This window comes from Sphingobacterium sp. UBA7038 (assembly GCF_002494055.1).
Lineage (GTDB): Bacteria > Bacteroidota > Bacteroidia > Sphingobacteriales > Sphingobacteriaceae > Sphingobacterium > Sphingobacterium multivorum.
In genome coordinates this window covers 26401-52624 of the sequence record NZ_DLAV01000031.1, presented here as the reverse complement: position 1 = coordinate 52624, position 26224 = coordinate 26401, and the positions used below count along the sequence as shown (strand labels likewise).

Sequence of the window (26224 nt, the reverse complement as noted above, 5' to 3'; positions counted from 1 at the left end):
AAAATCAATTGCGTCTTATCTATAGGACGCAATTGTCAATAAAGAACATTATATATGAGCTTAGAAATTAAAGTACCAACCGTAGGTGAATCAATCACGGAGGTAACCTTATCACAATGGTTGAAACAAGATGGCGATTATGTGGAGATGGATGAAAACATCGCCGAACTGGAATCAGACAAAGCAACGTTTGAATTACCAGCTGAAAAAGCGGGTATCTTAAGAATCATTGCACAAGAAGGTGATACTTTAGAAATCGGTGCTGTTGTTTGTACAATTGAAGAAGGCGCTGCTCCTGCCGGTGGTTCAGCTCCAGCTGCTGCCCCTGCTGCAGAAGCGTCAAATGCAGCTCCAGTTGCGGCTGCCGCTGCAAAAGATGAAGATCCAGACAGCTATGCTGCTGGTACAGCTTCTCCCGCTGCTGCAAAAATCTTAAGAGAAAAAGGAATTGATCCTTCTACAATAAAAGGAACAGGTAAAGAAGGTCGCATCACAAAAGAAGATGCCGAAAAAGCTCAACCTGTTGCTAAAGCTGCTGCACCAGCAGCAAAACCTGCCGCTGCTCCTGCTGCGACAGTTGCTCCGGTAGCGGGTTCTAGAAACGAACGTCGTGAGAAATTATCTTCATTACGTAAAACAATCGCAAAACGCTTAGTTGCCGTTAAAAACGAAACGGCTATGTTGACAACATTCAATGAAGTCAATATGCAGCCGATCATGGATCTTCGTGCTAAATATAAAGATACCTTTAAAGAGAAATTTGGAATCGGTCTTGGCTTCATGTCATTCTTTACAAAAGCTGTAACAACTGCATTAGCTGAATGGCCTGCCGTAAATGCACGTATCGAAGATAACGAGATTGTATATTCTGATTTCGCAGATATTTCAATCGCGGTTTCTGCCCCTAAAGGTTTAGTTGTTCCGATTATCCGTAACGCTGATGCAATGTCATTGGAACAAATCGAGAAAGCAATCGCTGCACTTGCCGTTAAAGCACGTGACAACAAATTAACGATTGACGAGATGACCGGTGGTACATTTACAATTACCAACGGTGGTGTATTCGGATCAATGATGTCTACGCCAATCATCAATGCTCCACAATCCGCAATCTTGGGTATGCACAACATTATCCAACGTCCTATTGCTGAAAATGGTCAGGTGGTAATCCGTCCAATGATGTATATCGCACTTTCTTATGATCACCGCATCATCGATGGCCGTGAATCAGTAAGCTTCTTGGTTCGTGTAAAACAATTATTAGAAGATCCAGCTCGTTTATTGTTGGGTGTTTAAACCTCAATAAAATTGGAAATATAAAAGACCTATGCTTTGCGGCATGGGTCTTTTTTTTCTGAAAGAGTCTCCTATTATTGGCCAGAAATAACCTTCAGTTCGCTTCCATTGCTGTGGGTGCCTGCGAAATCATGAAGTTTTTTATTGACATCGGAATAGAAGCAATATACTTGACAAATATGAATCGGAGATAGACGAATATAAATCGCCTTTTTAATTTCTCCTTTTTAATTTTTACTTTCATCTTGTTAAAGATCAAGCATATCCTAATATACAACCGACACTGTCATTTAAAGGCCGGCATACGAATATGAAACTTGATGTTAAGCAAACAATATCAAGCAAATGAAGTATAAAATTCTACTAACAACTGTATATCTATTACTCGCTGTAATGACATTGTTTGCCAACATGGCAAATCCAATGAGCCCCCATAGCATAACAGGACAGCTTGTTCCTGCCGCAAAGCTGAAAGTTACCAATGAGCGTATTGTCATTCATCTTTTGGCAGACACTGCTGATTATAATTCGGACTATCGCAGTCACTTCAGCATTGTCTATAACATCCATGCAGAAGAGGCTATCGAATTACCACTGGTATTTCTCGCTTTAAATATGGACGGATTGGATCGCATCCTTGTCAATCAGAACGAAATTGAAGGAAAAAAAATGGATCAGCCCGGTTCAAAATTTCCCTTTTTACGTTTAAAGGATGGCTATTATGAAATCAGCTACGACAGCGATGAATGGAAAAGTATTTCGCTGAATGATGCATTTCATTTTACCGCTAAGCTTCACAAAGGTGATAACAGCATTCAGGTTCAATACAGCGCTTATATGGGCTATGACCGACGGGATATTCGGACCAGATACCAAATTGACTACCTCCTATTCCCTTCCAGGTACTGGTCGTCTTTTGGCCCGATTGAACTGTATCTGCACCTCGACGGGAAGATGGATGTACTTACACAGGATCTGGGAACAGCCAAATTACAAACAGATTCCATTGTTCACTGGAGAATTGATCAGGTAGAAAAGAAAGAGAGTTTTCATATTGAAGTTGGCTTAAAAACCTCCATGTTAGCACAAGCAATTCTTTGGGTACATCCCGAGCTGCTCGCCCTGATCGGGTCAATATGCCTGCTCTGCCTGCATATCCGCTGTATTTATCTAAAATACAAAACTGGCCGATACCGCTATGCACTCCTACTTGGAAATCTAATCATTCCAAGCTCTTTCTACTTCTTCATCTGGTTTTGGTCCAGTCTGGCCAACTATCTTGTCAATGGAGTCTTTGACGAAAAGTCCCGCGGTTTTATCCTGTTGGTCATCTTCACCTTACCCCTGATCTACCTCGTCTATGATTTGATTTTGTTTATTATCGATAGAAGCATTCGCGCTAAATTGAACAGGTAGAAAACCGGCTGTTATTTTTTATAGGTCAGCTTGTTTTCAATCATACGATTGTTATATTGCTGGATAAAAGCTTTCATCTTGGTCTCCATCGTATCCAATACCGTCGGATGTTGTTTTAACAGATCCTGTTTCATCAAGCGGTCCTTCTTAAGATCATAAAATGAAGTCACTTTCAGTCCATCATAAGACATCATATAATCTTTAAAGTAGAGATTATAGCTTCCTGAGTTATTATTAAGCACAAAATTATCCTTACCCGGTTTGAAGGCATCTGAACCAAAGGCAAAATAAGGCTCATCATAGTGCAGATAATTCAAAATAGTAGGCATAATATCTATTTGCTGTACCAGTTTATCCGCTTTGCCAACTAGATTATCACCGGGTGCATAAAATATAATAGGGATTTGGAAGCCCCCTGCTGCCGTTTGATATTCCGGCAGGTAGCTTACAGTAGCATGGTCTGCACAGATAACAAATACGGTATTCTTGTACCAGGGCATTTTCGATGCTGTTGCAAAAAATTCACGCAGCGCATTATCGGTATATCCAATGGGTTCCTGTACGGGCAAAGGTCCTTTAGGAAATTTCCCCTGATACTTTTCAGGTACCTTAAATGGGTGATGCGAAGATAAAGAGAAGAAACTAGCGAAAAATGGCTGATGAAACGTGTTGATCTTGTTCGCTACAAATTGCAAAAACGGTTCATCCCAGATTCCCCATATACCATCAAAGTCAGCGTCATTGTTATATTCGTTTTTACCAAAATAGTGCTGGATACCCGCCAGTTTCATATAAGCGGAGAAGCCCATGCTGCCATTGGGTGCTCCGTGGAAAAAAGCAGTCTCATATCCCTTTTTCCCTAAAAGCTTCGCTAAGCTTGTGGTTTCATTTCCAGAATATATCGAAAGCACAAAAGGCTCACCAATGGAAGGAATGCCGGTAATGACTGATGGTAAAGCATCAATTGATTTACGGCCATTGGCATAAGTATCTGTAAATGTGTAAGCATTGCGGATTAATGAATCCAAAAAAGGCGTATAACCTTTGTATTTTCCATCTTGGATATCTTTATTCAACTCACCAAAATGTTCTTTTGCAAAACTCTCTAAAATCAGAACGACGACATTTTTCTTCGCAAAGGGCTGGTCTGATTGCGGTACATGAATAGGATTGTATAACTGTTCAAGCTCTTGTTCGGAATAATAATGGACAGGTTTAAGATTAACAGCCTTCAATGTTTTCAATATACTAAATGGCGTATTCAGCACAATATTCATTTCTTCCGGTGTCTCCACATAATCACCCGCATTGCTCAATGTAATGGGACGGGTACTATGGGCCCAACCGCCACGCACACCACCTATGAAAAGAAAAGCAGTCAGTAAAAATAAAGGCAATTGGATCAAAAATGACTTCCAGCTATATTTCGTAGTCCTTTCAATCTGAATAAGCTTATACGATTTAATCAAACCATACACAACCAGTACCAACACTATAATGAGATACCAATAATCCAAACAGAAATCAAAAGCCAGCTTCAACAGGTTGGATTCATTGGAAAATTGGTCAATTACCGTTCCTGTCGTCCTTTTTAGGGTAAATGGATAGTAGGCAAAATCAATCAGATTTAACGCTATACCAATTGAATTGGTCACGACAAAGATCCATTTTGCAACTTTTTGATAGATTTTATTCGATTTAAACGGACCTGGAACAGTCAGCATCACAATATAAAGAATATTAAAATACAGCAGGGCTACAATGTCGAATCGTACACCACCCGCAAACATCACCAAGAGCTTACCTGCATCGACATGGGGAAATAAGGAAGCATTGACGCCATAAAACCCCAATCGCAATAACGCATAGATGACCAAAAGAAAGATAAAACGAATTGCGACAGCAAAATAAGGTGCAAATACTCCTCTTAATTTCATAGCTCTAATATTTTAAAAATTCACGATATACGTCTTGATAATACGCTTTACCGATATTCAATAAGCTGTCTGTTTTGCCAGCGGGATATTCCTTATGGGACCTATAATTAATAATCCGTCCTACATTATCAAAAGAAACAGCCTGTTGAGGTGTGATCACTCCAAAGGCATCTTTGGAATTATAGAACGCTATTTGAGGTGTCGTCGGATTAAAAAGATCCCGGCTCCAATGATAACGATCTGTAGGGAGTTTCAGTTGTGTCAATAAGGTAGTCGCCAAATCCGTTTGATTGCCGATTCTATTGAATATTTTCCCACGATATTCAGGTTTGATCACATCACCGAAAAAGATCAGCGGAATATGAAAGCGATTGGGGTGAAATAGCTCCCATTTTTCTGAAGGAAGGCGATGTCCATGATCAGCCACAATTACGAAAAGGGTATTTTTATACCAAGCTTCCTTTTTAGCTTTATTGATAAAATCAAAAACAGCTGAATCCGTATAGTTTGCCGTACTTCGGAATTTATCCGCATTGGTAGCATTGCCAAATTTATAGCCGTGTTTTAACTCAAATGGTTCGTGATTAATTAAGGTAAAGATCGTCGAAAAGAAAGGTTGTTTTTCTTTTTTAAAATCCTTGATCATCTGATTAAAGACCACATGGTCATATACACCCCATGAGGCACGTTCTGCATCCAATCCAAAATTGGCATTATCCACCACCCTAGACATCCCATGCGTCAGCATATACGATTTAAAATTGTAAAACTCGCTCTGACCACCATGATAAAATGATGTTTCATAGCCGGCATGATCGAACTCCTGTCCAATGGCAGGCATATTTTCATGTTTGTCGATATACTTGATAATACTCTCGGGTCCTTGTGCCGGAAAACCGCTCAACACCGCTACCATGCCCTTATCGGATCGATCAGCAGCAGAATAAATATGGTCAAACAAAATACCGCCTTTAATCAATTCTTCCATGTGTGGCGTAATTCCCTTTTCCCCGCCAAGAGACTGAATGAGATCGCCGACAAAACTTTCCAACAAAATAATAACGACATTCGGACGAGTCGTTGACAATACCTCAACGGCAGAATCAGGTTGGCTTTGAAAGGCGGGTCGTAGCTTGTCCTGAATATCCTTCTGATCCGCGTAATAATTATAGGGGTTTTTCAGTTTGGTACTTTCGGCAAAGAAATCCCGTAAAAAAGACCATTGGGTATTAACCGCTGCATGATTATAAAACGTTTCCTCGGAATAATAGGCTTTACTAGGGTTTAGTGTCGCTCTCCCATAACCACCGCGGATAAAGGTAAAGAGCACAAAAACTCCGATTGCCAGTTTGAAAAAATTACCTACAGGAGATTTGATATTGAAAAAAGAGACTTTTTTAAACATCCAACGGTACAGAAAATAACCACAGAATATACCGATCAACATCCCAACGATGGGGAGAAACACCGGCGTGGATTCAGCCGAAGCGACGGCACCCGAAGGCGAAGCAAAAAATGCATCTATGGCACGTTTAGAAATCTTGTCGCCCCACTCCCGATAAATATTGACATTGATAAAACTTGTCACAAAGAACAATACCAGGACGATAATGGTATAAATATCGAGGATCAGTCTTTTGGGTTTCAGTTTTGGAAAGAAACTTAATAGGCAATACACCAGAAATGGTAATGCACAGATATAGGAGACTGCAGAAAAATCCAGATTCAGACCATGGTAATAAATCCTGAAAATTTCTGTGAAATTAGAAAAACCTATCTTCTCAAAAAAAGCAATAACAAAAATCAATCTATCTATAAAACAGATAATTAACCAGAACAGAAAATACTGTGTTAAAGCTCTAAGCTCATTAGCAAATCGTTGCATCCCTTCGTGTAAAAATAAAACAGGCAAATTTACATTAATTTACATGAAATACGGGCTAATTACTTAGTAATATGAAGAAAAGATTAAAAAAGTATAAATCTTACGTTATGCTTTACCTCACTGCAATAAACGCCTCTTCTGCTTAGGAGGATCCTCATTAAACGTAATGCTTAGCCATTATTCATAACTTCTTTTTGTTTGAGAACAAGATCAATGGATTACTAAGGAAAATAACATAGAATTCCTTACTTTTGTGTTCCTTAAAAGTTTGAATACAAAAATTTAAAATGAGCATAGCGAAAACTTACAATCCAAAAGAAGCTGAAGAAAAATGGTACAGCTATTGGAAAGCGAATGGATTTTTCCGTTCCACCCCGGACGAACGTGAACCTTACACGATTGTGATGCCCCCTCCGAATGTCACGGGAGTATTGCACATGGGGCATATGCTGAATAATACCATTCAAGACGTTTTGATTCGCCGGGCACGTATGCAGGGGAAAAACGCTTGTTGGGTACCGGGGACCGATCACGCCTCCATTGCCACTGAAGCTAAGGTCGTCGCTATGTTGAAAGAACAAGGAATTGATAAACGATCTTTATCTCGTGAAGATTTCTTAAAACATGCTTGGGAATGGAAGGAAAAATACGGTGGTATTATTCTAAAACAGCTCGAAAAACTTGGCGCTTCCTGTGACTGGGATCGTACACGTTTTACCATGGATCCAGAATTATACCAATCTGTTATCCGTGTATTCGTCGATCTATATCATAAAGGATTAATCTATCGTGGTTACCGCATGGTCAACTGGGATCCTGAAGCAAAAACAAATATCTCAGACGAAGAGGTTATTTATAAAGAGAAAAACGGCAAATTATACCACTTGAAATATCAGGTTGAGGGAACAGATCAATACATTGTTGTGGCGACTACCCGTCCTGAAACCATCTTTGGTGACACAGCCGTGTGTATCAATCCCAATGATGAACGCTATACCTGGTTAAAAGGAAAGCAAGTCATTGTGCCGATCGTTGGCAGAAAGGTGAACATCATCGAAGATGAATATGTCGATTTGGAGTTTGGTACTGGATGCCTTAAAGTTACTCCAGCACACGATGTGAACGACTATGCACTAGGTAAAAAGCACAACCTGGAATTTGTCGACATCTTTACCGACGAAGCAAAACTAAACGACAATGGCCTGCATTACGCAGGTATGGATCGTTTTAAAGTACGTAAAGAAATCGAGAAAGAGCTTGAGGAAAAAGGGTTATTGGAGCAAGTTGAAAACTATACCAATAATGTTGGAACTTCAGAGCGAACAGGTGCTGTTATAGAGCCAAAAATCTCCAATCAATGGTTCCTAAAGATGGAAGATCTTGCAAAACCGGCATTGGATAATGTGATGAATGATACCATTAAATTTCATCCGACAAAATTCAAAAATATCTACCGCAACTGGATGGAGAATGTTACCGATTGGAACATTTCAAGACAATTGTGGTGGGGACATCAGATACCGGCGTATTTCTATGGCGACGGAAACGAAGACTTTGTGGTTGCACAAACGGTTGAAGAGGCCCTTGTTCTAGCGCAAGAAAAATCAGGTAATACAGCGCTTCAATTGACCGATCTACGTCAAGATGAGGATGTGCTTGATACTTGGTTTTCAGCTTGGCTATGGCCAATTTCAGTTTTCAATGGCATCAACGAACCAGAAAATGCAGAAATTAATTACTATTACCCTACGCAAGATTTAGTCACTGCTCCGGATATTATCTTCTTTTGGGTAGCACGTATGATCGTTTCGGGCTATGAGTTCCGTGGACAATTGCCTTTTGAAAATGTTTATTTCACAGGTATTGTACGGGACAAACTGGGCCGCAAAATGTCTAAATCACTGGGCAACTCTCCCGATCCGATAGATTTGATGAACGAATATGGTGCAGATGCAACGCGGATGGGCATGTTATTGACTGCTCCAGCAGGTAACGACCTTCCTTTTGATGTAGAACTTTGTGTACAGGGCCGTAATTTTGCCAATAAAATCTGGAATGCCTTCCGCTTGGTTAAAGGTTGGGAAATTACTGCTACTCCGGCTTCAGATTCAGATAAGATTTCAGCATCTTGGTTTGAGGCAAGGTTAAATCAAGCCTTGGTCGATATCGAAGAAAACTTCAAACACTATCGTTTATCAGATGCATTGATGACAACCTACAAATTGGTATGGGATGACTTCTGTGCTTGGTACCTTGAATTAGTGAAACCGGCTTATGGCTCCCCTATTTCTAGTGAAACCTTAGAGACAGTAAAATCTTTTTTCCAACGTATACTCACTTTAGTACACCCTTTCATGCCTTTCTTGACAGAAGAATTGTGGCACGACGAACTGTTCGGTGTGAAAGACGAGAAAGATTGCATTATCGTCGCCGCTTATCCGACAGCAACTGATTTTGATGAGCAGCTTATCAAAGATTTCGCTGTCGCTCAGCAAATTATTTCGGAAGTTCGCAATATCCGCAATTCTAAAGGTGTCTCTCCTAAAGTAGCATTGCCATTGGCTATCAATCAACAATCAGATATCAATTTAGCACAATATATTGACATCATTACCAAAATTGCAAACTTGGAAGGCGTAACTTTTGTTTCTGAGAAAGTAGCCGGAGCCGCAAGTTTCCTTGCTGGCAAAGACGAATGTTATGTTACTTTGGAGAACAATATTGATGCGGATGCTGAACGTGAACGTATTGCCAAAGAATTGGAATACCTAAAAGGTTTCCTTGTATCTGTAGACAAAAAGCTTTCCAATGAGCGGTTTGTGCAAAATGCTAAACCTGAAATTGTTGAAAACGAAAAAAGTAAAAAGGCAGATACCGAAGCAAAGATTAAAATTCTTGAAGAAAGCTTAATAGCATTGGGCTAAGACCTATGCAATAGAGCTAATAAATTTTGTAAAAAGTCCCGTGCGCTGCGCGGGACTTTTTTTATGTTTCAAGATGATCAAATTCGAAGATCCTTCGGTGCTTCTTCGGTGCTTGTTCGGTACTTCTTCGGAGCTTATTCGGTCGCAACCGAATAAGCTCCGTCCTATATCCGTATCATTTACGTTAAATAATCGTGTAAATGATGAAGTCGGTTCCTAGCTTTTACACACCGAAAATCCGGTTTCTGCAAAATGCTAAACAGGCGGTTCAAGAGAATTTCGGTTGGCCATTCACAGGTAATATATATGTTAAGGATGCACGATATAAACTTGTAAAGTAAAAATGCAACATGAAGTTCTCCCGTTTAAACAGTGCACTTTATAATTGCTCAGCAACAAACAATGCAATTAACTTTATACGGATTCCTGTAAAAAAATAAATAACTTTATAGGAGCGAACTTAAATTATAGCATTATGGGATTCAAAGAAACATTTCAGATTAACGGTGAAAACCTTTTACAGAAAATCAAGGAAATCATTGCCGAGGGCAATGTGAGCAAAATCAGCATTGCGGACAAACATGGTAAAGAAATCATGAGTTTTCCGGTGACTATCGGCGCAATAGGCTTGATCTTAGCACCTGTTTTTGCAGCAATTGGTGCTGTCGCAGCATTGCTTACAGAATGTACCATCACTGTAGAACGAAATACAAACAAGGAAGAAAAAAATGACGAGGATAACAGTACTGATCCGCCAACAACGATAACAGTAAAATAATGAACTAAAATTGACCGTTATGAAGATTTTTAAAAATATACTTTGCATTTTATTTGCCTTGCTTTTCATCAATGCGGGGCTAGATAAGCTTTTTCATTATATGCCTACGCCACCAATGGATATGGACATGAAAAAGGTATTTGAGGCTTTTGCTACGATAAAATGGTTAATGCCACTAGTCGGAATTATCGAACTCCTGAGTGGTTTACTGTTTATTTTTCCAAAGACAAGAACTTTAGGTGCATTAGTCATCTTTCCAATACTCATTGGCATTTTTACCCACAATATGATTTTTTACAGCCAACTGGGATTAATTATTTGGGCCGTACTTTTCATTATATGGCTATGGGTGGTATTTGAAAACTGGGGCAAGTATAAAAAATTGATGGAATAATTGCCTTATCTTCCCCAAAACAACTATTCGACAGAATACTACATGTATTAATTACCTATTTTTTTGACAAATTAATAGGTATTTAATGCTTTTATTAACATAAAATTAAAAAACAAAAAACTTTGTACGGCTAGAATGGTTTGGTCAATTATTTGATGTGTTTTTAGAACAGCCCCGAAGATATAATGACTTTATATAAGGGAAATTAGAAACTGTCTAATATCTGCTAGCAGGTATAACACAGAAATTAAACTTGCATTTACAGGCAAATTTATCTTAGTTTGCTGAAATAGTGGCGATATATGTTAATATCTGTAAACTTAGCAAACTTTTTTCCGTTTTAATTTTTATTAATAGATACTTAATCAAATAATACGTTGAACAGATTTACCCGAATTGCTTTTAAAACAATATTGTGGATTATTGGAGTCATCATTGCGCTGGCTATTCTTATTGTATTTTTAATCAGAATACCTGCCGTTCAGAATTATATTGCCGGAAAAGTAACGCAATATGTAGAAGGCAAAATTGGTACCCCTGTTAAAATTGGCTACATTAATATTGATTTTCCTAAAAAACTGGTATTGGAGGATATCTATTTAGCCGACCAAAGTAAAGATACCTTAGTAGCAGGAAAAAGCATTGCTGTTGATATCAATATGCTCAAGCTGTTGAAAAACACAGTTGAAATACAGCGTCTCGAAGCAGAAGGAATCACTGCAAAAATTCGACGTACATTGCCGGACAGTTCGTTCAACTTTGATTATATTGTTAAAGCTTTCGCTTCCCAAAAAGAAAGCACAGCAACTGCAGACAGCAGTTCAGCCCTCCTATTTAACCTCGATAAAGTCAAATTTGACAAATTTCATATTGTTTATGCCGATGACGTCATTGGAACAAGTGCCGATGTTTACCTGAACAGCCTAAATACCAATATCAAAAAGTTCGACCTCACAAAAAACATGGCCTTCAATCTTCCAAAAGTGAAAATAGATGGTCTGAGCGCCACAGTGAAACAATGGCGGCCGATTAAGGACGGTACAGCTCCCTCGGTCGAAGACTTTGGCATTACGGATAAAACCGCACAAACAACCGCCTTGCTTCCCGATGTCGGTATACAGATCGCAGACCTGACGAATATCTTAGTACGCTACGAGGATCAGTCTAGCCTGTTGAACACCAAATTTTATATTAAGAACCTCCATGCGGACATTAACAAGATCGACCTTAACAAAGAACTTGTCGATATTCAGACGATCAATCTTGACGGTTCAGACAATACTGTGCTCTTTGGAAAGATCCAGAAAAAAGTAAACGCAGCAGCGAAAAACACCGCGGATACAACCAAAATAAACTGGGTTGTTTCTGCCAAAGAAATCCAGATCAATAAAACAAGCTTAGCTTATAGAGACGATAATCAGGCCCGTATGAAAGGCTTTGATTACTTCAACATTAAGATCCCTGGGATGAAAACCAGTTTAAATGATCTTTACTACAGTGCCGATTCCATCAGTGGATCACTCAAAGAACTTGTAGCCTCCGATCAATCGGGGTTTGTGATCAAGCAATTGAAGGGGGATTTTAAGTATACAAATACCGGTGCGGAGATCAAAAATCTATATGCAGAGACGCCACGCACTCTGCTGCGTGATTACTTAAAAATAACTTATCCTTCTTTGGATGTTATCGCTAAAAAACCAGAACTGATCTACGTCAATGCAACCATCAAAAAGAGCCGTGTTGATATGCGCGATATCTACTATTTCGCTCCTTTTTTGGACACCATGCAGGTGATGAAACCGTTGATGGACAAAAAATTTAATATTGATGGTCGCGTTGTCGGGAAGTTAAATGACCTCAATATTCCGGCAATTGATTTTCAAACCCTGTCCAACACACGTGTCATTGCAAGTCTACATTTAAAGGGGCTACCCAATGTCGATAAAATGTCCATGGATCTTAATTTAAAAAAATTGACTACAGGACGTTCGGATATCGAAAAGCTGGTTTCAAAGAAAATGTTGCCGAGCGGAATAGAATTACCCAATACAATCGGACTTACCGGAACTTTTAAAGGCGGAATGAATGCGTTTAACACCAATCTTTCGTTGGTAACAGAGAAAGGGACGGCCAAATTTGATGGTAAAGTAGGCATGATAGGCCGCGATACAACCTATGATGCTTTCGTCAGTATTCGTGATTTTGACATCGGTAAGATCATGAAAATGGACAGTACGTTAGGCATACTTTCCTTTGAAGGGAAAATTAAGGGTCATGGAACAGATCCCAAGAAGCTTGTCGCCAACTTTGATGGCAAAGTAAATCGGATGGATGCCATGGGCTATCGCTACCAGAATATCGATATGAATCTTACAGCAGACAAAGGGGACATAAAAGCCGCTGTCGTCAGCCCTGATCCAAATATCCAATTGAAGTTAAATGCGATAGCCAATATGAAATCCAAGTATCCACAGGTGGATTTTGAGCTTATGGTAGACACTATCAATCTTAAAAAGTTAAAATTGATGGATGACGAGTTCAAATACCATGGTAAACTCGTTGGAAATTTCAGTTCAGCCGATCCAAATTTTTTGAACGGAGAAGCACACATTACCAATTCATCCATTGTTTACAATGATGCTTATTACTCGCTAGACAGTATATCACTAATTGCAAAAGCGGATACTAGCCGCAACTTGCTACTTTTAAAATCGGACTTTTTAAACGCCCATTTGGTCGGAAAATACAAAATTCTAGAATTGCAGAATGCCGTTCAAGACATCTTACAGGTATATTACCAACCAGGCAAAGCTGTTAAAGTGCCCAAATACGACCCACAGAACATCGAGTTTTCGGCCCAATTGACGCGAACTAAGTTTATCAAAGATTTCTTGCCAGAACTGACAGAGATGTCGGATATCACATTGGATGGTATGTTTAACAGTCAATCAAAAACGATTCTCGCCAAGTTGGATGCACCGAAAATAATCTATAATGGCACTGAAATCAATAACGTTACTTTGGATATCAATACCCTCGACAGTACACTGTATTACTCGGCATTGATCAATAAAATCAAGGTAAGCAATATTGAACTGGTGAATACCGTATTCAGTGGTAAAGTCATCCAAAACAATTTGGATTTCGGTCTCTGGATAAAAGACAAGAAAGAGAAAGAGCAGTATCATTTGGGTGCCAATATGCGCGTTGATAATGGCGCATTCGTTTTTAGCCTACTTCAGGACGGCCTTATGCTGAACTACGACAAGTGGACGATAAATCCAAACAATGTACTCAAATTTGGAAGCACAGGTATTCAGGCCAGTGATTTTATCTTAAGTAATAAAGGACAGGAGCTGAGCATATCATCGCAGGATAGTGTGCTCAATTCGCCGCTCAACATTGCATTTAAGAATTTCCGCATTGAGACATTAAGTAAAATGCTTGAAAGTGAAACAGTCGATCTTGGCGGCGGCATTAATGGCCAGGCAACGATATCACGCCTAGAAAGCAGCCCTGTATTTGTTTCTGATCTTGTGATCGATAAATTTTATATTGGAAAAGATACCGTTGGTAATGTCAATATAAAAGTGAATAATCAAAAAGAAAACACCTATAATGCGAATATCAGTATCAGTGAAAATGGCAATAATGTCGTATTAAGTGGTGATTTTATCAGTCCTCCTCAGGGAGAGGCAAGCCTGGATTTCACTTTAGATATTGCACCGCTTTCTATGCAGACGGTTCAGGCATTTAGTCTGGGCTATCTAAAAGACTCGAAGGGAAACTTGGAAGGCCAGTTAAAAATAACAGGATCGCCATCCAAACCCCGCATTAACGGCGATGTTAAGTTTAAAGATGCTCAGTTCAATATTGCTATGTTGAATGCACTATTCAAAGCGAAAGATGAAACCATTCATTTGGATGAAAGAGGCATTACTTTCCCAAAATTTGCATTGGAAGACAAAAAAGGAAATATTGCCAAGGTAACGGGATCCATAGAAACCAAAACATATACTGATTTTGATTTCAATCTCAATGTCAATACCGACAATTTTGAGGTACTCAATTCAACACAAAGCGACAACGACATGTTTTATGGTAAAATGTACCTTACGTCGAACCTGCGCATTCGGGGGAATCTGGATAAGCCTATCGTTGATGGGACAATCAAGGTGTTAGATGATACGGACTTTACCTTTGTTATGCCAAACGAGGATCCTGGGATGGCCGATCGTAAAGGTGTTGTCGAATTTGTTGATAAGAGTGATACAACAAGAGCCAATGTATTTGCAAAATTAGATTCTATGACTGTTACCCGATTGACGGGAATCGACGTAGATCTAAATCTTCAAACCGATAAGGACGCCAAATTTAAGATCCTCTTGGATGCTGGTTCACAAGATGCACTGAATATCCAGGGTGAAGCGGAACTGAACGCCGGTATTGATGCAAGTAGCAAAATTACCTTGTCAGGTACATTTACAGTAGACAAAGGAAGTTATTCCTTCAGTTTTGGCCCCGTGAAAAAGGATTTTACATTCCGAAAAGGAAGTACCATCACTTGGAATGGAGATCCCTTGGATGCGCAGCTAAATATCACGGCAGCATACACAACCAAAGCACCAACCCTCGAACTTGTAGCGACGCAGCTGGGGTCGGAAAACGCTAATTTGTACAAGCAGCGGATTCCTTTCAATGTCTTACTGAAGATTACAGACAAACTGTTCCAACCGCAACTAAATTTTGATATCGACTTGGACGAAAACAACTCGGTTGTTTCGCAAGATGTGATTAGCAAGGTTAATAATGCTTTGACCACCTTACGTGAAAATCCGTCTGAGCTGAACAAACAGGTCTTTTCACTGATTGTTTTGGGGCGCTTTATGTCGACCAATCCATTTGAGAGTTTATCCGGTGGCGGCGGTACGGAAGCCATTGTCAGAAATAGCATCAGTTCGTTCCTGAGCGGTCAATTGAACCGCCTTGCCTCCGAGCTTATCACCGGAGTAGAGCTGGACTTCAACCTAACTTCGGAAGAAGATTACGCTACTGGAGCTGGCCAGACCCGAACAGATCTGAATATCGGCGTGTCTAAAATGCTTTTAAATGACCGTTTAAAAATTACCGTTGGCTCTAATTTTGAAGTTGAAGGAAATACACGTCCGGGAGAAACAGCCAACAACATTGCTGGAGATATCCAATTGGATTACCAACTTTCGCAAGATGGCCGCTATTTTGCGCGGGTATATCGTAAAAATCAATATCAGGTTACACTCCAAGGTCAATATGTAGAAACGGGTATCGGATTTATCATCAATATGGATTACAACCGATTTAAGGAGATCTGGATGAGTTCGAAAAAACTCAAAGAGTATTACGACACCAATAGCAAGGGTTTCAGAAAACGTTTCGATGTAGAACGTATGGAAACCGATTCAGTCTATCGCGACAGTGTACGCACCGTTATCCGAGATAGTTTGATGACCCATAGTCCTGAATACAGAAAGCGTATGGAGGAAAGAGAAAAAGAGAGACGTAAGCAACAGCTGGACTCAACGAAACGTACGCCGAAAAGCGATAGTCCAAAATCAACTATAGATACCATCAGAACGACAGCTATAAAAAATGAAGATGAGGAAAGGAATTACCATGCAAACTAAACTGAAGTATATTGTGGGAATAGTTTCATGCGCTGCATTCATAGCATCCTGCTCTTCCACCAAGAATCTAAAAGAAGGGGAAAGCTTATATGTCAAGGGCAATGTAATAGTCGATTCGGACACGATATCCAAAGAAAATAAGGAAAAGATTGCGACTCATTTAGAAGCTGCACTGATGCCAAAGCCCAACAAACGTTTGGCCGGCGTGCCATTCAAGCTCTATTTCAACAATATGGCCGGGGACTCTGCGGGGAATAACATCATTAAAAAATTCCTCAAGAAGATCGGTGAAGAACCAGTACTATTGAGCGACGTCAATCGCGAATATAATGAAAACCTATTGCGCAATCGTCTGGAGAATTTTGGATTCTTCAATGCGGAAGTGAAATCGGACACCTTAGTTGAAGACAAAAAAGCAACCATTAATTATACAGCCAAGCCTAATCTGATCTACCGAATCAGATCTGTTCAATTCGACATCGACAGCACAACACAGTTGGGTAAAGATATCCGTTCGAGCTCGGATAAAAGCCTCTTGCAAGTGGGTAAGAATTACAGTTTAGATGTTATCCTCAATGAGCGCGACCGCATCGACAATGACCTCAAAAATAGAGGGTATTATTATTTCAGTCCCGATTACATCCTAGTTCAGGTAGACAGTTCGCATCGGAACAACAAAGTCGATATGTATGTTACGGTGAAAAAGGAGACACCGGCACAGGCAAGGGTACCGTCCAAGATCAATAAAATCTACATTTTCCCGAACTACACGGAAACAAGCTCCGGTTATCAGCGATCCACCCGCAATGCGGAACTATATGATAGCAGTTACTATTTTATAGACCGCCAGCATCTGTATAGAAAGCCTGTGATCGCGAATCATATCTTCTTCCATCCAGGCGACGTCTATAACCGTAATGCCCACAATCAAACCATCAGCCACCTGGTGAATCTCAATAGCTGGAAGTTTGTCAAAAATAACTTTGTCGACAGCAAAGAAGTCCCCAACGCACTGGACGTCTACTACTACTTAACTCCATTGCCCAAGAAATCACTCCGTGTGGAACTTTTAGGAAAAATGGCCTCAGTATACAATGGTACCGAGGTCAATGTCAACTGGACTTTACGCAACGCATTTAAAGGCGCGGAGCAGTTGAGTTTTAATGTATTCGGTGGTTATGAAACCCAGACCGGTGGGTCGGCTGACCTCAATTCGAGTTATTACCGTTACGGGATGGAGGCTACACTGACTTTTCCACGGATATTGTCCCCTTTTGGACGGATTTCACCGACACGGCGTTTTATCCCGAAGACTTACGTCAAAGGACGGTATGAATTTTTAAATCGCCGCAAAGCATATACCTTAAATTCCATCGCATTGGATTACGGTTATATCTGGCAGGAGTCTGAGGAGAAGCAGCACGATCTTGCTTTAATGGAGATTACCTATGTCCAGCCTAAAGGGATCTCAGAAAACTATCAAAAACAAATGGATACCATTCCGGCGTTAAGGCATGCAATAGATCCACAATTTACGATTGGCCCAAATTACAACTTTACGTTTCAAAATACGATGAAGCAGCATTTGAAAAATACCTTTTATTTCAAAGGCAACTTGGACCTCTCGGGAAATATACTCGGTTTGATAAAAGGAGCAGATTTCAATAAAGGGAAGACCTTTAAATTGTTCGATGCATATTTCTCCCAATATATCAAGATCAGTGGCGACGGCAGACATTATCTCAAATTGTCGGAGAATTCGCAGCTTGCCTCGCGGGTCAGTCTGGGCTTAAGTTATTCGTATGGCAACTCGCGGTCACTCCCCTATTTAAAACAATATTATGTGGGTGGACCTAACAGTATCCGTGCTTTTGGTGCTCGTGCAATTGGTCCCGGAACAGTTGCCCCTGAAAAATTAAGCAATGGGCTTTTCTATGCAGACCAAACCGGTGACATCAAATTAGAGCTGAATACCGAATACAGAGCCAAATTAGCGGGCTTTGTTCATTGGGCAGCGTTCATTGATGCGGGGAATGTGTGGTTGCAACGGGATGACGTCAACAAGCCCGGCGGTAAATTCAGCAAGAACTTTTTGAATGAATTAGCTGTTGGCGGTGGCGCTGGATTACGCTTCGACTTTACTTTTCTGATCATACGTACGGATATGTCAATACCTTTCCGCATCCCGTATCTTCCCAAAGGAGAACGTTGGGTATTTAAGGATATCGACTTTGGAAGTTCAAGATGGAGAAAGGATAATTTGATGTTTAATTTAGCCATCGGTTATCCATTCTAGGATTTAAAATTTGATTTACACGATAAAAAAAACAGGCTTGAACGAATTTCAGGCCTGTTTTCTTGGGGGGTATTCCATCAGAATCATACCCTTTGGACACTATCATTATGCATTATTCGTTCAATGGCATTTGCCTTCTTATCGATTATGTCAAAAAACAAGTTATTCCCACGAAATACATTGATTTACTAACAATAATTGATTAAATTCAAGAATTATTTATTAATCCACATCAATGCACATGAAATATCCATGTAAAGAATACGCGCATTCGTGAAGAGAGACTGGATATTTTATACGGCATAGAAAACCGCCGAAGGCAGCATGAATTCTTAAGCGGAAATTAGCTCATGAATAAACAAATAATTTACATATGAAAGTAACTATTGTTGGTGCCGGTGCTGTAGGAGCAACTACAGCGGACAATTTAATCCGTCGAAATGTCGCCGAAGAGATTGTATTATTGGATATTAAAGAAGGATTTGCGGAAGGTAAAGCGCAAGATATGGCACAAACTGCCGCCTTGTTGGGTTTTGAATCAAAAATCAAGGGAGTAACCAATGACTATCTGTCCACTGCAGGTTCTACCGTTGCCGTCATTACGTCGGGAATTCCACGTAAACCCGGAATGACGCGCGAAGAACTAATTGGCACAAATGCGAATATTGTCAAGTCTGTGGTGGAGAACCTGGTAAAATATTCTCCGGATATTATCATTGTCATCGTTTCCAATCCCATGGACACCATGACTTACCTGGCACTTAAATCAAGTGGATTACCAAAAAATAGAATCATTGGAATGGGGGGCACATTGGATTCAGCCCGATTCAAATATCAACTGAGCGAAAAACTGAATGCTTCTGCGGCCGATCTCAATGCCATTGTCATTGGCGGCCACGGAGATACAACGATGATTCCACTTATCAAGCACTCCACGTGGAACAGTATTCCAGTCACTGATTTCCTTACCCCGGAAGAGCAGGACGAAATTGTACACAAAACGATGGTTGGTGGCGCAACCCTAACCAGTCTAATCGGGACCTCAGCCTGGTATGCTCCAGGAGCCGCAACAGCCGCAGTGGTCGAAAGTATCGTGCGTGATCAAAACAAGTTATTTACTGCATCCGTTTACCTCGAAGGTGAATTTGGCCAAGAAGATATTAATCTTGGCGTACCGGTTATCATTAATAAAAAAGGATGGGATCGGATTGTCCCCCTTCAGCTGGATGAAGAGGACAAAGAAAAATTCAGTAAAAGTGCAGAAGCAGTGCGTACAATGAATGATGTATTAAAAGAAATAAAAGCGCTGTAGCGCATAAACTATAAAAAGGTGAAAGGCTGTTATTCTTCAAATAACAGCTTTTTTTATGATCGGCTTAACGCATAAACGTTTTCAGGGCATTTTAAACATACGCTAGAGGCCTTAAATTTCTTTTTTAAGGGATTTTTTGGGTATGTTTGGTTATATGACAACAGTACCATTTCAATTACTGGATCTGCAGGGCCAGGGCACACATATTTTAGTCGATGTGGAATTATATAGCCGTTCATTCAAGATGGTGATTGATACAGGTGCCTCTAAAACTGTATTTGACAAAACACAGTTAGTCCATCTTTTGGAAGACCAATTACAGCTTGAGCCTTCAGAAACATTATCAACAGGACTTGGCACCAATTCGATGGAGAGTTTCAACATGAAAATTCCGAGTCTGACCATAGGTGAATGGCGGATAAAAAACTTAAATACGGCGGTATTGGATTTAAGCTCGATCAACTATGCCTATCAGCAGATGGATCTGGAACCCGTGATCGGCGTATTGGGTGGAGATATTTTTGCAGACTATGGCGCTGTCATTGATTATGCCAAACGCACCTTAAAATTAAGAAACCGGAAATTAAAACTTAAATAGGCGTTTGTGGATATGGAGCCGGAGATAGCCATAGTATACGATTGCGATCAATATCCCCAATCCACCCATGACGTATAATGTCATTCGAAGCCCACTGTAACTCGCTAAGGAACCGATCATCAACGTCCCAATGGGAAATATTCCCTGAAAAGCCATAACGTAATACGAGAGTGCCCGGGCGCGATAGATTGGTATGGCATGCGTCTGAATATAGGTATTGATACTTGAGTTTTGCATCATCATGGCAAAGGACACCAACATCACATAGACGAGTGCCATCTGCAGCATACTTGAATGCGCCAAAAACAATAACGCAATTCCCATAAGTGCAGCAGCACCCATCACCTGATAGCGCAAATTGGTGCCCGATTTTAAACGGGCCATATTAAATGCACCAATCATTGCACCCAAGCCGGCGGCACTTTCAAACCAGGAAAACGTACGCTCATCGCCATGAAACATTTCTTTCGCTATGGCAGGTAGCAACGAGGTATACGGAATAACGATCAAGCTGGAGAATGTCATGATAATAATCAGTGAAGCAATATGCGGTGAGCGTTTGAGGTAACGAAAGCCTTCGACCAAGCCTTCCCAATTGCTTCCCTTGCTCAGTTGAACATGGGTTTCATCGACCTGCATCATCAACAATGTAATAATGACCGGAACAAAACTGATAAAATTTAGGGCAAAACAGACGAGTTCACCGTATGTACTCAGTAAAATACCTCCTATTGCAGGTCCCAACATTCGGGCACCATTGAAAATTGTTGAATTCAGGGCAATGGCATTCGGCAGATCTTTACGGTCACCAACCAGATACATCATCAGCGATTGACGACCCAAAACATCCAAGGAATTAATAACCCCTTGTATAAGACCCAAGATGGAAAGCCATAAGACACTCTCCCATTTCAGATAAACGACCAAGGTCAAGATTCCAGCCTGTATCATCAAACCAATTTGGGTCATCAGAACCAATTTATACTTTTTGTGCTTATCGACAAAACTGCCGATAAATGGAGACAGGACCAAAGAGGGCAATAGGGAGATAAACTGAACAAAACCAAGCCAAAACACTGATCCTGTCAATTCATAGACCAACCAACTGATGGCTATTCGCTGCATCCAGGTCCCCATAAGGGAAATTGCTTGTCCTATAACATGTAAACGGAAATTTCTATAATGGAGAGAACGAAAAACCTGCATACGTAAAGATAATAGTATATTAAAAGTATAACAAAAAATTAGGAGAAGAGATTCCTTTTTGCTAAAATAAAGATACAATAGGTGAAAATCAATGCTTCAATACTGGAATATAATCAATAACTTTGCGTCATTATTTTGAACATTAGAATAATCAAACAATTATCATTCAATAACATATACAATGAAATTTTTTATTGACACAGCGAACCTAGAGCAAATCAAAGAAGCCCAAGACTTAGGCGTATTAGACGGGGTAACAACCAATCCAAGTTTAATGGCTAAAGAGGGTATTAGCGGTGATGAAAACGTAATCAACCATTATAAAGCGATCTGTGCAATCGTTGATGGCGATGTCAGTGCTGAAGTTATTTCTACAACTTATGAAGAAATGATCAAAGAAGGAGAAGCTTTAGCAGCTCTTGACAGCAAGATTGTTGTAAAAGTCCCTATGATCAAAGATGGCGTAAAAGCAATTAAATATTTCAGCAAAAAAGGTATTAAAACAAATTGTACATTGGTATTTACAGCTGGTCAAGCACTATTGGCTGCTAAAGCTGGGGCAACTTATGTATCTCCTTTTATCGGTCGTTTGGATGATATCTCTACAGATGGATTAGCGTTGATCGAAGATATTCGTTTAATCTATGATAACTACAACTACCCTACACAAATTTTAGCAGCTTCTGTACGTCACAGCGCACACATTTTAGGCTGTGCTAAAATCGGTGCTGATGTCATGACAGGTCCATTATCAGCGATTGTAGCTTTATTAAAACACCCATTGACAGATAGCGGTCTAGCGACATTCTTAGCTGATCACGCGAAAGCTGCAGGCAAATAAGATTCCTATATTTCATATAATAACGAAAACCGATAGGTAAGATGACACTAATCTTAAACTTATCGGTTTTCTTATTTTTAAGAGATTCCGTATTTTTGTACTGTAAAAATGATCTCTGAGAAATGAAACATTCAGTTTCTGTTTCTTACAGATCTATTTAAAGGGAAAAAATACGATGAATAAATCCGTCGGATAGTTTTTAAACTTGCAAATAAGTTTAAATTTCTCTTAGTTTGTATTTGATCTAAGGCTTAACGAAGAAATCCATGGAAGATTCCAACACTGTATATCCAGAAATTCTCAAACGAAATAGTTTAAAAGTTACCCAACCCCGGTTGAAGGTACTTGAAATTATTTCGAGGAAAGACTCGGCAATTTCGCAGCCAGAGCTAGAGAAATTACTGGGCAAGGATATTGACCGTGTCACATTATACCGGGTATTGGCCAGTTTTGAAGAGAAAGGGATTATCCATAAAATCTTTGATCTACATGGTACAGCGACTTATGCCATGTGTTCGACAAACTGTTCAGAACATGATCATCATGATCAACACGTGCATTTTATTTGCCGGGTATGCAATTCTGTATACTGTCTGGAAGATATGACCTTACCAAAGGTGTCGATCCCAGCAGGTTTTAGTCTTGAAGCGATCGCAGTAAATGCACTTGGAGTGTGTAATCATTGCAAAAAGTAAATCAGGCTGTACCAATCCAAAACTATTTTTCGGCTGAACTGTCTTTACATTGGCTATCGGAAGGTGCTCCGTTTAGCTCCTTATTGTCCTGTCAAATGCAGTTTTTTTCGTATATTGTATTGGCATCGATCTTGATGTACAGCGCTCGTAATCTGTGGTAAAGACTGTTTTTTTGAAATCCATTATCGTAGCCAGTCAAAGGATCCATTGGGCTGTAAAAGACCAATGTAAATGAATAATAATAAATAATAAGTGAATGAAAACAAGAAAAGAAAATCCATATAAAGAGGTGTTAACACAACTGATTATCGATATTTTCGAAAAATCGGGTAATAAGCCCCTCAACTATAAACAAGTTTCGTCAAAATTGAACCTCAACGATAACGACTCGAAAGTCGCTATCGCCGATATTTTACATGACAATGTAAGGAATGGGCTTTTTATTGAGGTGGATCGAGGCAAATTTAATTTGAAGCAACTCAAAGTGTATGTCACAGGGAAAGTAGATATGACCGCCGATGGTTCTGCCTATGTAATTCCGGATGACGAATTTGAAAATGATATTTATATCGCTCCACGGAAACTTAGACAGGCACTCCATGGCGATATTGTCAAGGTCCATACCTTCGAAAAAAGAAAAGGTGGCCGCAAAAAAGAGGGTGAAGTCGTTGAAATTCTGCAAAGGGCCAAGACTGATTTCACGGGAACAATCAGCATCTCCAACAATTTTGCTTTTTTTATTGCGGATGACCGCAAGATGCTACACGACATTTTTATTCCTTTGGACAATCTGAATGGAGCCAAGGACAAAGAAAAAGTGGTCGTGTCGATTATCGACTGGCCAAGCGGGAGCAAGAATCCTGTTGGAACGGTTAAACATGTCTTGGGCACCAAAGGGGAAAATAACACCGAGATGAACGCTATTTTGGCCGACTATGGTTTCCCATTGGAGTTCCCTAAAAAAGTAGAGGATGAAGCGAATAAAATTCCAGAAGAAATAAGCAAGGAGGAAATTGCCAAGCGGCGTGATTTTAGAAACATTACAACCTTTACCATTGACCCCGCGGATGCAAAAGATTTCGATGATGCCATCTCTTTTCAAAAATTAGAGAATGGCAACTATGAAATCGGTGTTCACATTGCGGATGTTTCGCATTTTGTGATACCCGATACAGAATTGGACAAAGAAGCATTTAACCGTGGTACATCGGTCTATTTGGTGGACCGTGTTATCCCGATGCTTCCGGAGCGTCTTTCCAATGGTGTCTGTTCGCTACGTCCGCATGAAGATAAACTTTGTTTTTCGGCTGTTTTTGAATTGGACGAAAAAGCCAATGTGCATGATCAATGGTTCGGCCGTACGATTATCCATTCGGACCGACGTTTCAGTTATGAAGAAGCACAGGAGGTGATCGAAACGAAATCGGGTGATTTCAGTGAAGAGATCCTAAAATTAAATGAACTGGCTTATATTCTGCGGGAGCGTAAATTTAAGAATGGTGCAATAGCCTTTGAAAGTGAAGAGGTAAAATTCACTTTGGATGAAAATGGCAAACCTACAGGGGTATATACCAAAGTCCGTAAAGATGCGCACAAGCTGATTGAAGATTTTATGTTATTGGCGAACCGTAAGGTTGCCGAGTTTATTGGCAAACAAGGCCGTGGAAAAAACAAGCTTACTTTTGTATACCGGTTCCACGATGTACCTAATCCGGAGACGCTGACGACGTTCTCTCAATTTGCAGCGCGGTTTGGTCATAAATTGACCATCAAAACGGATAAGGAAACAGCGAAATCTTTAAATGCGCTGATGACGAAGATAGAAGGTAGCAAAGAGCAAAATATGCTGACTTCACTTGCGGTACGTTCGATGGCCAAAGCGATCTATACGACAAAGAAGACAAGTCACTATGGACTTGCATTTGATTATTATACTCATTTCACCTCTCCTATCCGTCGTTATCCCGATGTGATGGTACACCGTCTTTTACAATTCTATCTGGAGGGAGGTACCAAAATCAATGCGGAACATTATGAGAAGATGGCCGAGCATTCTTCCCAAATGGAGAAAAAAGCAGCTGAAGCCGAACGTGCATCGATCAAATACAAACAGGCCGAATACTTGCAGGATCAGATTGGCACTGAATATACAGGTATTGTCTCAGGTGTTACAGAATGGGGTATGTATGTGGAGATTGAAGAGAATAAATGTGAGGGTATGGTCAGGCTGCGGGATATCACCGATGACTTTTACGTACTTGATGAAAAGAACTATGCCATTATTGGTCAACGGAAGAAAAAGAAATTCCAGTTGGGTGATGAGGTGCAAATCCGGGTAAAGAAAGTAGATCTGGATAAACGGCAGATTGATTTTACGTTATTGTCTTAATATAAAACCACCATAACTGGTCCAACGAGCTTATTAAACGTACCCAATCGGATTTAAGACATGAAAAAGCGGTATTGAATTTAGTCAATACCGCTTTTTCATTGGAATAAGAAACAAAAAGTTATTGTTTCGTTCCTTCGAAAGTATAAAAGACTTCTGTTGCACTTGTTTTCTCTCCCTGGCAAAGAAGGGTCTTATTTTTTACAACAAACAAGAATGTTCCTTCGGGAGAAACACCTGCTGTTTGAATCGATACATTCATATTATTAATAACCTTAAATTCTTTCGTTGGTATTTTTAATGCTTTGTCCCCGATCTCAACTTTGAGTGTGTTGTCAGATACTTTTGTAACCGTCACGATTTTATCAAACATAGGACCAGTTGTGTTTGATAGATCCAATTTACCTTTATACGTACCTACAGCTGCATCGATGCTACCACCTGTTTGGATAGGTTCATCTTTGTCCTTTGAACATCCAACAAAAGCGAAAGTGACCAAGGCCAATACCACTGCATACATTAATTTCATTTTGATTTTATAACTTGAATACATTAATTTGTTTCTACTAAATATTTATACGTTTTTATCAAACG

At 39.9% G+C, this 26224-nt stretch carries 16 protein-coding genes; 12 read left to right on the top strand and 4 right to left on the bottom strand.

The features are described 5' to 3' along the window. Window positions 1-54 precede the first annotated feature (54 nt). The gene (gene odhB / locus B3H30_RS19830; RefSeq protein ID WP_070562935.1) at window positions 55-1296 is read left to right on the top strand and encodes a 2-oxoglutarate dehydrogenase complex dihydrolipoyllysine-residue succinyltransferase; all 1242 of its coding nucleotides are present in this window, start codon (window positions 55-57) and stop codon (window positions 1294-1296) included. Window positions 1297-1641: 345 nt separating this feature from the next. Then, the gene (locus tag B3H30_RS19825; protein WP_139144918.1) at window positions 1642-2712 is read left to right on the top strand and encodes a hypothetical protein; all 1071 of its coding nucleotides are present in this window, start codon (window positions 1642-1644) and stop codon (window positions 2710-2712) included. A gap of 11 nt (window positions 2713-2723) precedes the next feature. On the opposite strand, the gene B3H30_RS19820 is transcribed toward B3H30_RS19825, so the two are convergent. Together B3H30_RS19820 and B3H30_RS19815 are read right to left on the bottom strand one after the other, a co-directional pair. Further along, window positions 2724-4649 (bottom strand): LTA synthase family protein, encoded by a 1926-nt coding sequence (locus B3H30_RS19820; protein WP_070562941.1) that lies wholly within the window; start codon window positions 4647-4649, stop codon window positions 2724-2726. A 4-nt stretch (window positions 4650-4653) separates the two neighbouring features. Next, window positions 4654-6534, bottom strand: coding sequence for an LTA synthase family protein (locus B3H30_RS19815; protein WP_070562944.1), 1881 nt, complete (start codon window positions 6532-6534; stop codon window positions 4654-4656). Between the two features lie 287 nt (window positions 6535-6821). Between B3H30_RS19815 and B3H30_RS19810 the strand changes: the two genes are divergently transcribed. The 7 genes from B3H30_RS19810 to B3H30_RS19780 all read left to right on the top strand — a co-directional run bounded on the left by B3H30_RS19810 (window position 6822) and on the right by B3H30_RS19780 (window position 20499). Beyond that, on the top strand, window positions 6822-9458 hold the full coding sequence (locus B3H30_RS19810) for a valine--tRNA ligase (RefSeq protein WP_070562947.1): 2637 nt from the start codon (window positions 6822-6824) through the stop codon (window positions 9456-9458). A 475-nt stretch (window positions 9459-9933) separates the two neighbouring features. Continuing rightward, window positions 9934-10236, top strand: a complete 303-nt coding sequence (locus B3H30_RS19805) for a DUF4342 domain-containing protein (protein WP_070562949.1) — start codon at window positions 9934-9936, stop codon at window positions 10234-10236. Window positions 10237-10255: 19 nt separating this feature from the next. Further along, window positions 10256-10630 carry a MauE/DoxX family redox-associated membrane protein gene (locus B3H30_RS19800; protein WP_070562952.1) on the top strand — a complete coding sequence of 125 codons (375 nt, stop codon included), beginning with the start codon at window positions 10256-10258 and terminating at the stop codon, window positions 10628-10630. Between the two features lie 377 nt (window positions 10631-11007). Then, window positions 11008-16293 carry a translocation/assembly module TamB domain-containing protein gene (locus B3H30_RS19795; RefSeq protein ID WP_070562955.1) on the top strand — a complete coding sequence of 1762 codons (5286 nt, stop codon included), beginning with the start codon at window positions 11008-11010 and terminating at the stop codon, window positions 16291-16293. Further along, a complete protein-coding gene (locus B3H30_RS19790) occupies window positions 16259-18589 on the top strand; it encodes a BamA/TamA family outer membrane protein (RefSeq protein ID WP_070562958.1) in 2331 nt (776 codons plus the stop codon). The genes B3H30_RS19795 and B3H30_RS19790 overlap by 35 nt, the downstream gene beginning before the upstream one ends. Window positions 18590-18962: 373 nt before the next feature. Continuing rightward, the gene (locus tag B3H30_RS19785) at window positions 18963-19901 is read left to right on the top strand and encodes a malate dehydrogenase (protein WP_070562960.1); all 939 of its coding nucleotides are present in this window, start codon (window positions 18963-18965) and stop codon (window positions 19899-19901) included. A 154-nt stretch (window positions 19902-20055) separates the two neighbouring features. After that, entirely contained in the window at window positions 20056-20499 is a 444-nt protein-coding gene (locus B3H30_RS19780) for a retropepsin-like aspartic protease (RefSeq protein WP_070563232.1), read from the top strand. On the opposite strand, the gene B3H30_RS19775 is transcribed toward B3H30_RS19780, so the two are convergent. Further along, a complete protein-coding gene (locus B3H30_RS19775) occupies window positions 20485-21705 on the bottom strand; it encodes an MFS transporter (protein WP_070562963.1) in 1221 nt (406 codons plus the stop codon). The genes B3H30_RS19780 and B3H30_RS19775 overlap by 15 nt on opposite strands. A 181-nt stretch (window positions 21706-21886) precedes the next feature. On the opposite strand from B3H30_RS19775, the gene fsa reads away from it, so the two are divergent. From fsa to rnr, 3 genes are all read left to right on the top strand, one after another. Next, window positions 21887-22546 (top strand): fructose-6-phosphate aldolase, encoded by a 660-nt coding sequence (gene fsa, locus B3H30_RS19770; RefSeq protein ID WP_070562966.1) that lies wholly within the window; start codon window positions 21887-21889, stop codon window positions 22544-22546. Between the two features lie 266 nt (window positions 22547-22812). Beyond that, window positions 22813-23241 (top strand): Fur family transcriptional regulator, encoded by a 429-nt coding sequence (locus B3H30_RS19765; protein WP_046671865.1) that lies wholly within the window; start codon window positions 22813-22815, stop codon window positions 23239-23241. Between the two features lie 256 nt (window positions 23242-23497). Next, on the top strand, window positions 23498-25630 hold the full coding sequence (rnr, locus tag B3H30_RS19760; RefSeq protein ID WP_070562969.1) for a ribonuclease R: 2133 nt from the start codon (window positions 23498-23500) through the stop codon (window positions 25628-25630). A gap of 121 nt (window positions 25631-25751) precedes the next feature. Here the strand turns inward: rnr and B3H30_RS19755 are convergent, their stop codons facing one another. Next, window positions 25752-26159: a hypothetical protein gene (locus B3H30_RS19755; RefSeq protein ID WP_286834804.1), complete on the bottom strand. Its 408-nt coding sequence runs from the start codon at window positions 26157-26159 to the stop codon at window positions 25752-25754. Window positions 26160-26224 lie beyond the last annotated feature (65 nt).